This is a genomic window from Flavobacterium sp. J372 (genome assembly GCF_024699965.1).
GTDB lineage: Bacteria > Bacteroidota > Bacteroidia > Flavobacteriales > Flavobacteriaceae > Flavobacterium.
Genome location: NZ_JAJOMZ010000004.1, coordinates 2920549 through 2935812, shown reverse-complemented (window position 1 = coordinate 2935812; position 15264 = coordinate 2920549). Strand labels below are relative to the sequence as shown.

Annotated in this window: 12 protein-coding genes and 2 pseudogenes; 9 read left to right on the top strand and 5 right to left on the bottom strand. The window is 43.0% G+C overall.

Annotation, left to right across the window (positions count from 1 at the left end; translation table 11 throughout):
* Window positions 1–94: 94 nt before the first annotated feature.
* From LRS05_RS14570 to hemL, 3 genes and pseudogenes are all read left to right on the top strand, one after another.
* A pseudogene (locus tag LRS05_RS14570) lies at window positions 95–1001 on the top strand (1-aminocyclopropane-1-carboxylate deaminase/D-cysteine desulfhydrase).
* Window positions 994–1917, top strand: a complete 924-nt coding sequence (locus LRS05_RS14565; protein ID WP_257868983.1) for a glucosaminidase domain-containing protein — start codon at window positions 994–996, stop codon at window positions 1915–1917. The pseudogene LRS05_RS14570 and the gene LRS05_RS14565 overlap by 8 nt, the downstream one beginning before the upstream one ends.
* 5 nt (window positions 1918–1922) lie before the next feature.
* Window positions 1923–3209 (top strand): glutamate-1-semialdehyde 2,1-aminomutase, encoded by a 1287-nt coding sequence (gene hemL, locus LRS05_RS14560; protein ID WP_257868982.1) that lies wholly within the window; start codon window positions 1923–1925, stop codon window positions 3207–3209.
* Window positions 3210–3262: 53 nt separating this feature from the next.
* Here the strand turns inward: hemL and LRS05_RS14555 are convergent, their stop codons facing one another.
* Both LRS05_RS14555 and LRS05_RS14550 read right to left on the bottom strand, forming a co-directional pair.
* Entirely contained in the window at window positions 3263–3625 is a 363-nt protein-coding gene (locus tag LRS05_RS14555) for a hypothetical protein (protein WP_257868981.1), read from the bottom strand.
* 87 nt (window positions 3626–3712) lie between these two features.
* Window positions 3713–4138, bottom strand: coding sequence for a DUF4890 domain-containing protein (locus LRS05_RS14550; protein ID WP_257868980.1), 426 nt, complete (start codon window positions 4136–4138; stop codon window positions 3713–3715).
* A 108-nt stretch (window positions 4139–4246) separates the two neighbouring features.
* Here LRS05_RS14550 and LRS05_RS14545 point away from each other — a divergent pair, with 108 nt between their 5' ends.
* The 4 genes from LRS05_RS14545 to LRS05_RS14530 all read left to right on the top strand — a co-directional run bounded on the left by LRS05_RS14545 (window position 4247) and on the right by LRS05_RS14530 (window position 7499).
* A complete protein-coding gene (locus tag LRS05_RS14545) occupies window positions 4247–4615 on the top strand; it encodes a hypothetical protein (protein WP_257868979.1) in 369 nt (122 codons plus the stop codon).
* A gap of 78 nt (window positions 4616–4693) precedes the next feature.
* Entirely contained in the window at window positions 4694–5509 is an 816-nt protein-coding gene (locus LRS05_RS14540; protein ID WP_257868978.1) for an MbnP family protein, read from the top strand.
* Between the two features lie 2 nt (window positions 5510–5511).
* Window positions 5512–6561: a cytochrome-c peroxidase gene (locus LRS05_RS14535; protein WP_257868977.1), complete on the top strand. Its 1050-nt coding sequence runs from the start codon at window positions 5512–5514 to the stop codon at window positions 6559–6561.
* Window positions 6561–7499 (top strand): transporter, encoded by a 939-nt coding sequence (locus LRS05_RS14530; RefSeq protein ID WP_257868976.1) that lies wholly within the window; start codon window positions 6561–6563, stop codon window positions 7497–7499. Before LRS05_RS14535 ends, LRS05_RS14530 begins: the two co-directional genes overlap by 1 nt.
* A 55-nt stretch (window positions 7500–7554) precedes the next feature.
* Here the strand turns inward: LRS05_RS14530 and LRS05_RS14525 are convergent, their stop codons facing one another.
* The gene (locus LRS05_RS14525; RefSeq protein WP_257868975.1) at window positions 7555–8409 is read right to left on the bottom strand and encodes a T9SS type A sorting domain-containing protein; all 855 of its coding nucleotides are present in this window, start codon (window positions 8407–8409) and stop codon (window positions 7555–7557) included.
* A gap of 113 nt (window positions 8410–8522) precedes the next feature.
* Window positions 8523–10217 (bottom strand): lysine--tRNA ligase, encoded by a 1695-nt coding sequence (gene lysS, locus LRS05_RS14520; RefSeq protein ID WP_257868974.1) that lies wholly within the window; start codon window positions 10215–10217, stop codon window positions 8523–8525.
* 113 nt (window positions 10218–10330) lie between these two features.
* Between lysS and lipB the strand changes: the two are divergent.
* A pseudogene (gene lipB / locus LRS05_RS14515) lies at window positions 10331–11057 on the top strand (lipoyl(octanoyl) transferase LipB).
* On the opposite strand, the gene LRS05_RS14510 reads toward lipB, so the two are convergent.
* Window positions 11022–11660, bottom strand: a complete 639-nt coding sequence (locus tag LRS05_RS14510) for a ribonuclease HII (protein WP_257868973.1) — start codon at window positions 11658–11660, stop codon at window positions 11022–11024. The pseudogene lipB and the gene LRS05_RS14510 overlap by 36 nt on opposite strands.
* A gap of 320 nt (window positions 11661–11980) precedes the next feature.
* Here LRS05_RS14510 and LRS05_RS14505 point away from each other — a divergent pair, with 320 nt between their 5' ends.
* Window positions 11981–15256, top strand: coding sequence for a SusC/RagA family TonB-linked outer membrane protein (locus tag LRS05_RS14505; RefSeq protein ID WP_257868972.1), 3276 nt, complete (start codon window positions 11981–11983; stop codon window positions 15254–15256).
* Window positions 15257–15264: the final 8 nt, after the last annotated feature.

Here is a 15264-nt window from a genome sequence, read left to right as displayed (position 1 = left end):
TACAAAATTCCTTTGCACATACTTACGGCGGCGTGCACGAAAAGGTTTTTTGTTAACGTTTCTTTAAGAATTTGTTTTTGCCGAACTTTGCAATATGCTTTCAAGCCTGAATCAACCCGTAAATATTTCCTTGCCCAATGGTATTTCGCTTACTATGAAGCGAGAAGATCTGCTGCATCCTAACATTTCAGGAAATAAGTTCCGCAAGCTGAAATACAACATCATTTTCGCAAAGGAAAATGGTTTTGAAACCCTGCTTACATTTGGCGGGGCATACTCTAACCATATCGCGGCAACAGCAGCGGCAGGGCAGGAGTATGGCATAAAAACTATTGGTGTAATCCGGGGCGATGAACTCGCAGGCACATCAAACCCTACACTCGATTTTGCAAAGAGCTGCGGCATGCAATTACATTTTGTGCCACGGGAAGATTACCGGAAGAAAAATAAACCTGATTTTATTGAACAGCTTCATTCAAAATTTGGTGATTTTTACTTGGTGCCTGAAGGAGGGGACCAACCAACTCGCCGTAAAAGGCTGTGAAGAGATTTTGACAGAAGATGATGCAAAATTTACCCATATCATCTGCGCGGTAGGTACAGGCGGAACCATCTCGGGATTAATTAACAGTGCGCTGCCACACCAGAAAGTCATAGGTTTTCCGGCGCTGAAGGCTGATTTGTCAGACGAAATTCTTACATTTGCCCGTGAGGGCAACTGGCAGCTTGTAAATGACTACCATTTTGGTGGCTATGGCAAGGTTACAACAGAACTGGTACATTTCATGAATGATTTTTATGAGAGAACCGGTATCCTGCTCGACCCGGTTTATACTGCAAAGATGGTTTTTGGCGTTACAGATCTTGCAGGTAAGGGATATTTTGAACCCGGGGCATCAATTTTGATGATACATACCGGCGGTTTGCAGGGAGTGGCCGGGATGAACGAGCTGCTGGCCCGGAAGAAAATGCCACTAATTAAAATAAATACAAATGGTTAAAAAGATTCTCGCGGCGTGCTTACTGGTGTTGCTGGTAAGCTGCGGAACCTCAAGATCAAACATCAGGACATCAAAGAGTACGGCTTCAGCTTCAAAAAGCCGCCCAACATCACCGGCCCGTAAAGCCAGGGCTGCCAAACCAAAATCTGAACCCCGCAGGGCTACGGCATCATCACCCATAAGGACGACTAAAACAAATTCAGGCGGGCAAACAGAGGTGCTTGAGTCTACCTCACGAACAGTAGTTTATGCTGAGCTCGTGAAACAATATGTCGACAATTATTCACCAATAGCTAAAGATAACATGCGCCGTCACGGCATACCTGCAAGCATCACGCTCGCTCAGGGCATACTTGAATCCGGCGCAGGTCGCGGAACGCTATGCGTTAACGCCAATAACCACTTCGGTATTAAATGCCACACCGGTTGGACGGGCGAAACCATACATCATGATGATGACAGCGCGCAGGAGTGTTTCCGTAAATACACCCACGGCTCAGAAAGCTATAATGACCACTCGCTCTTCCTTACTACCCGCGGGCGCTATGCTTCGCTCTTCAAATTAGATAAAGATGATTACAGCGCCTGGGCACATGGCCTGAAGGCTGCAGGCTATGCTACCGACCCTCAATATCCTGCAAAGCTGATAGGGCTTATAGAGCGTTACGACCTGGCTAAGTATGATGCTGAAGTGCTGGGCAGGCAATTTGTTCCCGCTCCTAAAAAAGAGGTTGTAAAGCCGGCGCCTGCACCACAGCAGGAAATAATTTTGGCAGCCGATTCTTACCGTGTACAGCAGGGCGATACATTGTATTCTATCTCAAAAAAACATAACCTCACCGTAGAGCAGCTCATGGCGCTAAACAGCCTGCAGGGCAATGCCATAGCTATCGGGCAGGTGCTTAAAATAAAGTAAATTCCATGTTATACCAACGCAGCAGCCGGCTATTTGCTGAGGCTGAACAAGTGATACCCGGCGGGGTCAACTCGCCTGTACGTGCTTTTAAGGCAGTGGGCGGCACGCCTCTTTTCATTAAAGAGGCCACGGGCGCCTATATGTTTGATGAAGACGGCAACCGCTATATAGATTATATCAACTCATGGGGGCCAATGATACTGGGCCATGCTTATGAACCTGTTGTAAATGCCGTGATTGAACGTGCCCGGAAAGGGACATCTTTTGGTGCACCAACGGCTCTTGAAACAGAGATTGCGAAGCTTGCCGTGAGCATGGTGCCGAATATTGACAAGATACGTTTTGTAAACTCAGGCACCGAAGCATGCATGAGTGCCATAAGGCTGGCACGCGGGTTTACAGGGCGCGAGAAAATTATAAAATTTGCCGGCTGCTACCACGGCCACAGCGATGCTTTCCTTATACAGGCGGGCAGCGGCGCGGTAACATTTGGCACGCCAAACAGCCCGGGTGTAACACAGGGAACGGCGAAAGATACTTTACTGGCTGCTTACAATAACCTCGACAATGTAAAACAGCTGTTTGAAGCCAATAAAGGCGAAATAGCAGCAATAATCATTGAGCCTGTTGCGGGTAATATGGGTTGTGTGCCGCCGCTTGAAGGTTTTCATGAAGGATTGAGGCAGCTGTGTGATGAACACGGCGCACTTTTGATTTTTGACGAAGTGATGACAGGCTTCCGCCTTGCGCGTGGCGGTGCACAGGAGCTTTTAGGTATTAATGCCGATATTGTAGCTTTTGGTAAAGTGATAGGCGGCGGGCTGCCGGTGGGTGCATTTGCAGCGCGTGCTGAGATTATGGATAAGCTGGCGCCTTTGGGGCCGGTATACCAGGCGGGAACCCTTTCGGGCAATCCATTAGCAATGGCTGCAGGGCTTGAGATGCTTAAGGCTATAGATGCTGACCGTGATATTTTTACACGGCTTGATGCCAAAACCGTTTACCTTGAAAATGGCATAAGGCAGAAGCTTGATGATACACAACTTGAATACACCATAAACAGGCGTGGTTCAATGATCTCGGTACACTTTGATGCTAATCCCGTAATTGATTTTACAACCGCTAAAAACGGCGATAATGAGACTTTTAAAAAGTTTTTCCACGGTTTGCTGCAAGAAGGAGTGTACATAGCGCCTTCAGCGTACGAAACATGGTTTATCTGTGATGCACTCACCTACGAAGACCTTGACTATACAATAGAGGCTGTTGGTATAGTAGCCAAAACATTATAAAAAAAGCTCCCCGCCGTGGCGGGGAGCTTTTTTTATCCTGAAAAGATAAGTGCTTATTGAATAAGTTTCCTCATTACAGCAGGATTGTTCTCCAGCTTCTGGATGTCTGCCGGCTCAAAAGAAGCTTTTAATTTTGCTTCAATAGACTGAGATACAGCTGCTTTGCGTTCTGCGCTCAGGCCTTCCCTCATTGTTCTGTGCTTATATTCAAACAGGTTGTATAAATCCTGTTTTTTTGTTTTGTCCAGGTTAGTGATGATTGCTGTAAGGGCATCCAGGTCACTTTGGGCAGCCTCTGCAACAGTCAGTTCTTTTGTAGTTTCCTTAGCCGCAGCTTTTGGGGCTTTTTTTTGCTGTGCATTAGCATTAAGGCCAAAAGCAAGCATCACAACGAAAAGGGCAATTATCTTTTTCATAATTAATAATTTTGTTTTTTTTCAGATTAGTGATGTCAAATCTAATCTTTTTCTTAAAGATTGCAAAACTTTAACACACAAAAAATATTATCTGCGCTTGTTTTGTGAGTGAGCACGCCTTCTGTCAATCCTCTTTTTCATGTGCTCCTTTTTCTCTACCCATTTTGCATATTGCTCTGCCGTAAGTATTTTTTTCATTTCGGCTTTCATGGCAATCTGCTCATCCAGCATTTTGCTTCTCATTGCAAATTTCTCATCAGCAGTTGGTTTTTTACCGGCTTCTCTCGCAGCTTTATATTGAGCCCGGGTTGCATCAGTTTTTTTAGCGCGGTCAAGATATAAAGCTTTTAAATCTCTTTGCTGCTTATCGTTCAGGTCAAGGGCAAGCGCCATTTCTTTAGCCCTTAGCTCCGCTCTCTGTTCCGGTTTTAGCTGCTCGCGTTTTTCTCCTCTTTGTTGTGCGCTCATTGTCATGCCGGCCACCATCATAATTGCTAAAATCCAAGTTTTCATAATCAAAAGTTTTTTAAAGTTTATAGCTATAAGACAACGGGTTACAAAAAGGTTTAAAAAGTTGTACCAACATTTTTTAAATTTAACACTGCGGCATACCTTTGGGGTGTGAAATCTGCTTTAATAATCATAGCTGTATTTTTTTTGGCAAGGCCGGTGCTGCCGGTGCTGGACTACATAATCAATTATGATTACATAGCTGCTGAACTTTGCGAAAACAAGGCAAAGCCGGAAATGCACTGTAATGGTAAGTGCCACCTGAAAAAGGAATTGGCCAAGGCTTCAGATTCTGAAAAGCCGCTATCGCAGAAAAAAAGCCAGGCATCAGAAACAGAGGTGTTATTCTTTCAGGATACTGTTTCTTTCAATCCGCAAACCAAGGTTTCAATCATCACATCAAATATCTTTATCTACACCAACCTGTATTCCTACCAGGAAGGTTATTCCCATTTTCATCCGCCGCTTGTTATTTCTTAAGTGCTAAATTTATCGGGAACAGTTTCCCCAAAGGCTTCTATGCCTTAAAATCTCATTTAAACTTAATAAATAATAACAATGAAAATTACCATAAAATACATGGCTGCTATTGCCATGGCTATACTATTTATATCATGCAGCGATGATGATAACAATGCTGCCCAACCCAATACATACGGCGATGCCGAGATTTATTTTGATAACGGCGTTGCAGGCGATGCCCTCACGCTAGGTACAACCTATGAAAACTCTATGGGTGAAAAGCTTACCATTGAACGCCTTAACTACATAGTGAGCAACATTGTGCTTGTTGACGAAAACGGCAGCGAATTTACATATCCGAAAGAAGAAAGTTATTTCGTGATAAGTGAAGAAGCTGATAAGCTTACAGTGCATCTTGAAAATGTGCCGGCGGGTAATTACAAGCAGTTAAAATTCGGGATTGGGGTAGACCAGCAGCGCTACCTGCAGGGCGAGACGGCGCAGCAAAGCTTCTGGAATCTTGCGGCACAGCACGACCTTACCTGGACGTGGAGCACCGGGTATAAATTCATATTATTTGAAGGCACATTCACAACTCCGCAATCACCCGGCGAGAAAGGGTTTATGGTACACCAGGGCAGTAACACCGCTACCGATAATTACCGTGAAGTGACGCTGACCCTGCCAACTACGGCGCGTGTACGGCCTGATGCTATGCCGTCTATACACATAAAGAGCGATGTGAACGTATTGCTTGATGGCGCCAATAAAATATCATTGTTTGCCAACCTTAACCCTGCGGGAACTTCAGCGGGTATAATGGGAGGTGAAAACCTGATTAAAATTGGAGGCAATTCACTTTCAATGTTCACGATTGACCATGTTCATAACGGCAGTGGTTCGCCACACTAATCATGAAAAGGTTTTTACTGATTGCGGCTGCCGCGCTGGTGGCCCAATCCTGCAATAGCAGTGAGGATGATTACATTCTCATTGAGGCAAATAACAAGCTCGCTTTTAAAGTTCCGGCTAACTTCCCGCCGCCCGCACATGATATAGAGCTGAATTACCCTACGCAAAAAGGTTTTGAGCTGGGTCGCATGCTGTTTTATGACGGGCGTCTTTCTGCCGATGGCACTATCGCGTGCGCTTTCTGCCATGAACAGCCAACGGCTTTTACGCATCACGGCCATGATTTCAGTCACGGCATTGGTAACCAGATAGGCTTCCGCAATACGCCTGCTATACAGAATATGCTTTTCCAGAGCGAGTATTTTTATGACGGTGCTTCTAACAGTCTGGAAATGCTCTCAATAGTGCCGATACATAATCCCGTTGAAATGGATGAAACGCTGGAAGGTATAGCCTCAAAGCTGAAGAACGACCCCACTTATGTGAAACTCTTCAGGCAGGCGTTTGATAGTGAAGTTACATCAGGTAATATCCTGAAAGCGCTTGGGCAGTTCATGACCATGATGGTATCTGCCAACTCGCGGTATGACAAATATGTACGGAATGAACCGGGAGCTGCAATGAGCCAGCAGGAGTTGCAGGGGCGTAGCCTCTTTGCCCAAAATTGTGCCGCCTGCCATGCCACCGATTTGTTTACGGATAGTAGTTTCCGCAACAATGGGCTGCCACCAAACCCCAATCTTGATGACAAAGGCCGGGAGATAGTAACCGGCTTTGCAGCAGACAGGTATAAGTTTAAAGTGCCCAGCCTGCGCAATGTAGCGCTCACTGCTCCGTATATGCATGACGGACGGTTTGGGTCATTGCAAAGTGTGCTTAACTTTTACAGCAGTGGCGTGCAGCCATCAGCAACGCTAGACCCTCTGTTAAATCATAACGGCGTCTTGGGCATACCGCTTACTCAGCAGGAAAAGGAAGCTTTGATAGCTTTCCTTAAAACACTAACCGATGAGGAGTATATCAATAATCCTCTGTTTTATTTCCAGACATAATGAAGAAATATATATTGTTTTTTACTTTAAGCATTGCCATAACGCTTTCTGCTTCAACACCGCCACCGGGTTTTAAAAAATACTTGGTTTTTGATGACTTTTGCGATGCCTGCGGATGCTCTGCCAGCGGCGGGGGCATGGGCTTCAGCTCAATGATAAACCAGAACTTTGTCGGCATACGGTACTTCCATCAAAGCTACAGCAGCCGCGATGGTATCTTCAACAATTCGCCTTGGGTTGATGAAAATTTCAATACGGTGCAGGCATGGGCGAGAATACCTGTCTTCAAAAATTTCCAGGTGACGGCGCTGGTTCCTTACCATTTCCATAACCGGGAACTTTCAACAGGCAGGCAGGAGATAAGCGGATTAGGAGATATAACAGTTATCGGCCTATATACGCTATACCAGACTAAAACCGACATGCTTACCTTTACCCATACACTACAGGCCGGCGCAGGAGTTAAGGCGCCTACAGGCAAGTATGACAGCGCCAACAACGGCAGCGTGAATCCAAGCTTTCAGGTAGGTACGGGCAGTTGGGATTATCTGTTGGCTGCGGAGTATGTTATCCGATATAAAGACTGGGGCTTCAATGGTATGGCGAACTATAATATCAAGACGGAAAACGACAAGAATTACCAATTCGGGAACCAGTTTAACTACGGAGGAACCCTATTTTATGTTGCCGAAACTACCAAGTTGACAATTGTACCGCAGGCTGGTATTGCAGGCGAGGTGTATGATGCCAATAAGCAATATAAGGAAAGGCTCCCTGATACTGAAGGTTATGCTTTATTTGGACGCGCAGGCGTTGAAATGGGGGTTGATAAATTTTCTATTGGCATCAACGGTATGCTGCCCATATCGCAAAACCTAACAGGAGGCAGGGTAGAGGCCAATTACCGCTGGAGCGTAAACCTGAATTATAGTTTGTAACAGAAATACGGGAGCATATTTTAAATGCTCCTGTATTAATTTAGATACCAAAAAATTACTTTTTGGTAATCTTTATTGTCTTAGAAGCACCTGATACAGAAGTTGCTTTTACCACATATATGCCGCCTTTGAGCGAAGACATATCTATATGTGCTTCTGTAGAATTTAGCTTTTTAGAGATTACCTCCTGGCCCAGAACATTGTAAATCTGTATCGCGGTTAATGCTTCAGGGTATTGCAGGTTCAGCATATCGTTTACCGGGTTGGGGTAGTAGCTAAGCTGCTTTTTATTAAAGTCTGCTGTTGAAGCCGGCGCCTGGTAGGTAAGTGAGATGTCATCAATTGCAGGATAACCACGCGGATTGGCATTATCCGAAATAAATGTAAATATGAGGTATCTGGTCTGTCCTGCCATTCCATTTGGCAGGTTTACCGTTTGCGTCTCAAATGTAGGTACCGGTGCGTCTTCAGGAAATGGGCCGAAACGCACTTGTCCTGCAGGCTCATTACCGGCAGTGGGGATAGCATTTGCTGTATTTACCTGGATGTAATCAAAACCGGCATCAAGAACTTCCTGCTTCACTTTAAAGCTTAATACAATATTTGTAGCGCCTGCAGGAATTGTAACCTGCCTGTAAAAATGTACTTTTCGTGCAGCGTTTTGTGTGCTCAGTGTGTTGTCGTCATTGCCGATGAAAGCAGCCCTTGCTCCGCTAAACCCGGGCTGTGCTGCGCCAAGATGCCATTTTCTGTTGGCATCGGGATTATTAGGGTTTACCACTGTCCACCCATTATCTGCCCAGGTTGGTCCGAGTTCAAATCCGCCCGCGCCGGCAGGGTCAATTAGTATCTCCTGACTGAAAGCGTTAAAAGAAAATGCCATTAATGCAAATAAGGTAATTTTTTTCATGCCCAATTTTGATTTGGTGCTAAAATATTAAAATATTTTTATCCTTTTAACTTTTGTAATAAAAAAAAGAGCCAAATAATGGCTCTTTTAGTGAGGTTTAATTATCTTGTAATCTATTTCGTAAATTCTACAGTTTTGCTGTCGCCATTCACGGTCACTTTTACCAAGCCGTGTTTTGAAAGCCCTTTCATAGCAGCATCCCATTTCTTTCCGCTCAGGCCTGCTTGTGTTTTCAGGGCATCAAGGGCAAGCTGTCCGCTTGCTTTTAGCAGTTCAGCTATTGCTTTTTCATCTTCCGTAAGTTCCGGCCCTTTTTTCTCCGGCCTCATTTGCGGGAAGAATAACACTTCCTGTATAGAGGGGTTGTTAGTAAGGTACATGATAAGCCTGTCCATTCCAATACCAAGCCCCGATGTTGGCGGCATACCATATTCTAATGCACGCAGGAAATCATTATCAATAAACTGGGCTGCCTCAACGTCGCCACGCTCGCTAAGCTCAAGCTGTGCCTCAAAACGCTGGCGCTGGTCTATAGGGTCATTAAGCTCGCTGTAGGCATTGGCAATTTCCTTACCGCATACCATAAGCTCAAAACGCTCAGTAAGCTCAGGGTTGTCGCGGTGCTCTTTACAAAGCGGGCTCATCTCTTTCGGGTAATCAGTAATAAATGTAGGCTGAATGAAATTGCCTTCACACTTCTCGCCAAAAATTTCATCTATAAGTTTGCCTTTGCCCATAGTCTGGTCAACAGCTATGCCCATGCCCAGTGCAGCTTCATAGATTTCCTGTTCTGTCTTGCCTGTAATGTCAAAACCGGTGTATTGTTTTATAGCATCGGTCATCGTAACACGGGCATATGGCGCTTTAAAGCTAACCTTGTGTTCGCCAAAAGTCACATCAGCAGTGCCGTTCACCGCAATTGCACAATGCTCCAGCAGGCTTTCGGTAAACTCCATCATCCAGTTGTAGTCTTTGTATGCTACGTATATTTCCATAGCGGTAAATTCAGGGTTATGTGTACGGTCCATCCCTTCGTTACGGAAGTTTTTAGAGAATTCATACACACCGTCAAACCCGCCTACAATAAGCCTTTTCAAGTAAAGCTCGTTGGCAATACGCATATATAGCGGAATATCAAGCGAGTTGTGATGTGTGATAAACGGCCTTGCGGCTGCACCGCCCGGAATAGGCTGCAGTACGGGTGTTTCAACTTCAAAATAGCCTTTGTCATTAAAGAAGCTACGCATGGCGTTGAACAGTTTTGTCCGCTTCACAAAAACTTCTTTTACATGAGGGTTTACCACAAGATCAACGTAACGCTGGCGGTAGCGCAGTTCGGGATCGCTAAAGCTATCATATACATTGCCATCGGCATCTGTCTTTGGCAACGGAAGTGGGCGAAGCGTTTTGCTTAGTAACTGGAAATCCTCAACCTTAACGGTCATCTCTCCAACCTGTGTTTTGAAAAGTTCACCGTGGATGCCTACAAAGTCGCCAAGATCAATCAGTTTCTTGAAAAGCTCGTTGTATTTTGTCTTGTCTTCGCCGGGGCAAATCTCATCGCGGTTAAAATAAACCTGTATGCGTCCCTCGCTGTCCTGTATCTCTGCAAATGATGCCTTGCCCTGTATGCGGGTACTCATTATACGGCCTGCAATAACCACCTTTTTGCCCTCTGCAAAAGATTCCCTCACCTGTTTACTTGTATGGTCTACAGGAAAGAGGTTTGCAGGATACGGATTGATACCGAGTTCCCTCAGTTTATCCAGTTTTTCGCGGCGGATGATTTCTTGTTCTGAAAGCTGCATAATGATATGTTTTTAAGGGCGCAAAGATAGTGATTCTGATGAAAAACTGAAATGCATGCGGGCTTATCACAACAACGTGGTTTTTTGTAACTTTACGTCAAATTATAGGTGATATGAATAAGCTGGTTGAGGTGCGCGATTTGGGGCAGATGGATTATAAAGAGGCATGGGATTACCAGGAGGCGCTTTTTGCGGATATCCTGAATATTAAAATAAGCAACAGGCGGGAAGAGAAAGAGGAGCCTACGCCTAATTACCTGCTGTTTGTACGTCATCCGCACGTGTACACACTTGGCAAAAGCGGCGATATGTCTAACCTGCTTTTAAATGAAGTGCAGCTTGAAGCGAAGGGCGCTAAATTCTACAAAATAAACAGGGGCGGGGATATTACCTACCACGGCCCCGGCCAGATTGTGGGCTACCCTATACTTGACCTTGAAAATTTCTTTTCAGATATACATAAATACCTTCGCCTTCTTGAAGAGATGGTGATACTAACTCTTGCAGAATATGGCCTTACAGCTACCCGTAGTGAAGGCGAGACCGGAGTTTGGCTAGATGTAGGCACTCCGTTTGCCCGAAAAAATATGTGCCATGGGCGTTCGTGCATCACGTTGGGTAACCATGCATGGCTTTGCCCTCAATGTAAATGCAGACCTTGGCTATTTTGATAATATTATACCATGTGGAATACGCGGCAAAGCAGTAACATCATTAAATGTTGAGTTAAGGAAAGATACAGTTGACGAAACTGAAGTAACCGAAAAGCTAATGAAGCACTTTGCCAACCTTTTTGAAGCAGAGCTACGGGTTATAGATAGTAACGTGAACGTCTTCTAAAATGTCAAATTCAATTTCCAGTTGTTCGGGCAGCAGCCTGAATGATTTTCGGTGATAAGGCGTAATTCCGTATTTCTTTATAGCCTCACGGTGTTCGGCTGTGGGGTAGCCTTTATTGCTTTTCCAGTTATACATAGGGTATTCCTCGTGAATCTTATTCATATACTCATCACGATAAGTTTTTGCAAGTATTGATGCCGCGGCGATACTCATATACTTTCCATCGCCCTGAATTATACATTCGTGAGGAATACCTTCTACCGGTTTGAAGCGATTACCATCAACAATAATAAATTCCGGTACAGGATTAAGGTTTTTAATGCATTCCTGCATAGCGTGGATAGATGCATTAAGTATATTAATCTCGTCGATAATCTCCGGCCCTATGTTGACTACATGATAGCATAATGCTTTTGCCTTTATTATCTCCTTCAACTCTTCACGCACTTTCTCGGTAAGCTGTTTAGAGTCGTTCAGCTTCTTAAGCTTAAATCGTTCGGGTAATATTACTGCAGCAGCTGTTACAGGGCCGGCAAGGCAGCCTCTTCCGGCTTCATCAGTGCCGGTTTCATATAACTTATCAGAAAACTTAAGTGACAGCAAAATTCAGATATAAGTAATGGGCCAAATATACATTGGCTATAGATATTAAAAAAGCGACAGACAACTATTAACATCAGAAAATTATTGTAATCACTAAAACAGTAAAAGTGTTAAAATTTATATTTTATTTTAAAGCTGACGCAACCAAATTGTATTAATTGCATCTTTCAAATAATAAATCAAGTTTATGCATAAAGAATATCAATCAGTTAAATCCCGCAAAATACGCGGGGAAAGGAGGTGCAAATGAAAGGTTAAAAGTTTGTTATATTAAAATTAATTTATAGATTTGCAACTTAACTAACTCAAATTAATTAAATATGAAATCAAAGTTTACTTGGATTTTTACGCTTTTACTGGCGTTCTTTATTCAGTTTGCCTTTGCGCAGGAAAAAACTATTTCCGGTGTTGTGAGTGATGCTCAGGGATTACCAATTCCGGGAGTGAACGTAACAGTAGAAGGAGTTGCGGGAGGTGTGCAAACCGATTTTGACGGAAGGTATTCCATTCAGGCTGCTACCGGCCAGAGGATAACATTCTCTATGGTAGGTATGGCGGCACAAACAGTAACAGTAGGTGCTTCAAGCACAGTATCTATTACGCTTAAAGAAGATACTGCACTTCTTGATGAAGTTGTGGTAGTGGGTTATAGCGTGACTACTCGTGAAAGGTATACTGGTACTGCTGCTACAGTTAACACAAGAAATGTTGAGGCTAAAACTGTTTCAAATATTTCTCAAGCTTTAAGAGGTGAAGTTGCGGGTGTGAATGTCATTACGACTACTGGTGCTCCAGGTAGTGATGCTGCAATTCGTATTCGAGGTTTTGGGTCAATTAATGCTAACTCAAATCCTCTATATGTTGTTGACGGTGCTCCTTTTAGTAGTGATTTAAGTGCTATTAATCCGGCTGATATTGAAAATATAACTATTCTTAAAGATGCTGCTGCGACTTCTATATATGGTACGCGTGGTGCCAATGGTGTAGTGCTTATTACTACTAAACAAGGTAGAGCTGGTATGACCCGTATATCTGTTGATACAAGGTCAAGTATAAATATGCAATTACTTCCTACATACAATACAATAGAGTCTCCGGAAGAGTATATTGAAATTGAATGGAGTGAGCTTTATCAAAAAGGAAGATTAAGTGGACAGGCAAACCCTGCTGGTTTTGCTAGTGCAAATTTATATGCTGGAACTGAAGGTATTAATCCGGGATATAATATTTGGAATGTTCCGGGAGATCAGCTTATAGATCCTGCAACAGGAAAATTTAGGCCAGGTGTGTCGCGTAGGTTTACGCCAACCAAGTGGTCAGATGCTGCATTTAATACTGGTTTCAGGCAGGAGGCAAATGTTCAGTTTAGCGGAGGTAATGATAAAACACGATACTCTACATCATTTGGATATCTTGATGATCAGGGATATGTGGTAAATTCAAATTTTAGGCGTTACACAACAAGGCTAAATCTTGAGCATAAACCAAAAGAGTGGCTTAAGCCGGGTGGTAACATCGCTTACACAGGTGCGAGATATCGTAATTCATCAAGTGATGAAAACTCAGCGGGTAGTTCAGGAAATATATTTGCACTTACAAATACTACTCCGGCAATATATGATGTTTATCTTCGTGATACTAACGGAAATTTAGTTGCTGATCCTTATTTTGGAGGTTTTCAATATGACTATGGTAGCGAGCCATATGCCAGGAGAGCTTGGAATGCTACTAACGGAATCGGTGATGCTAACTATGATTTGTCTCAAACTGATGGTACGACTTTCCTTGGAAATTATAATGTAGGAATTACTCTTATGGATGGGCTTACCTTTGAAATGCGTTATAGCGGACAATATCAAACTTTTGATGCTGCTAGTAGGACAAATCCGTACTATGGTTCAGGTTTTTCATCAAACGGTTTTCTTGCAAAAAGTATTACAAATACTACAAACCAAAATTTCCTTCAGTTGCTTCGTTACAACAAAACCTTTGGAAGTCATGGTATAGAGGCATTTATAGCTCACGAATCTACAGAGTTCAGATATAAAAGTTTTAGTGCTGCTGCAGAAAATGCAATCAACCCTAATACTCTTGATTTAGGTCAATATGCAAGGCCTGTTGGTAGAGGTAATTCATTTAGCAGAGCTTGGGCTTTAGATAGTTATTTTGCACAATTAAATTATGACTATGCTCAAAAGTATTATTTAACTGGTTCTGTAAGACGTGACGGTTCTTCTACTTTCCCTAATGATAAATGGGGCACATTTGGCTCTGTTGGTTTAGGATGGATATTGTCGAAAGAAAACTTTCTTTCAGGTGTTGAATTTATTAATTTTCTTAAACTTAAGGGAAGTTATGGTGTAATTGGAGACCGTGGTATTGTTGATGAAACCGGAAGTGGAGATAGTTCATTATTGTATGGTTTGCAAATTAACCAGATTAATCAAACTCCAGATGGTAACGCATCATTTGGTGTAATTAATACACTTACTAACCGTGACCTTACTTGGGAAACTTCACATGTTGCACAGGTTGGTCTTGAAAGTGTATGGTTTAATAATAGACTGAGTGTTGATGTAGATTATTATGTGAAAAATACTACCAATCTTTTCTTTTCTCAGCAACTACCAGTTTCTGCAGGTTATACAACTATTCAATACAATAGTGGAAAAATGCGAAATAGTGGTTTAGAGTTTGATGTTAAAGCTGATATAATCCGTGCTGTTAATCCTGAGGACTTCAGTTTTTCAGTAGGCGTTAATGGCGAAATATTTGAAAATAAGCTTTCAAATATGCCTATCAACTTTGTTACTGGGCAAACAAAAACATTCCAACAAAATGGAAACTTTGGATTGTCTGAAGGCCGCTCTATCTATGACTGGTATTTGCGTGAATGGGCAGGGGTAGATCCTGCAACAGGTGAAGGTTTATGGACACTGAACTATGATGATATAAACGGAAACGGAGTTTTTGATTCAGGTGATGCTGCAATAACTAACATGAACGTATATACTGATGCGAATCCTAATGCAAAGATTGGCCAAACAACTACCAATAATTATGCACAGGCAACACAGAAATATATCGGAAAGTCCGCTATACCTAAAATTAGAGGTGCTTTCCGTCTTAATGCAGGTTATCAGAATTTCGATTTTACTGCATTGTTTGGATATAGCATTGGAGGCCACGTTTACGATTCTGGTTACCAAACGTTAATGAACAGCGGTAGTTTAATTGGTTCAAATAATTTCCATACAGATATAAGAGACAGATGGCAACAACCGGGCGACGTTACAAATGTTCCTAGGCTTACTGCTAACTACGGGCAAGATGCTAACTTTGGTAGTGCTTCTTCTCGTTGGCTTACTAAAGCTGATTATTTGGCTCTTAACAACGTGAGGCTTGGATATACTGTTCCTCAACGATTTATGGAAAATTCTGGAATCAGCATGCTTAATTTCTCTGTTTCAGGAGATAACTTGATGATGATTAGTGCAAGAAAAGGTTTGAATCCACAAACAATGATTGCAACAACAAACTCAGGTATTTATATGCCAATGACAACATTTAGTCTTGGTGTTAAAGTTGAATTCTAAAAAAAAAA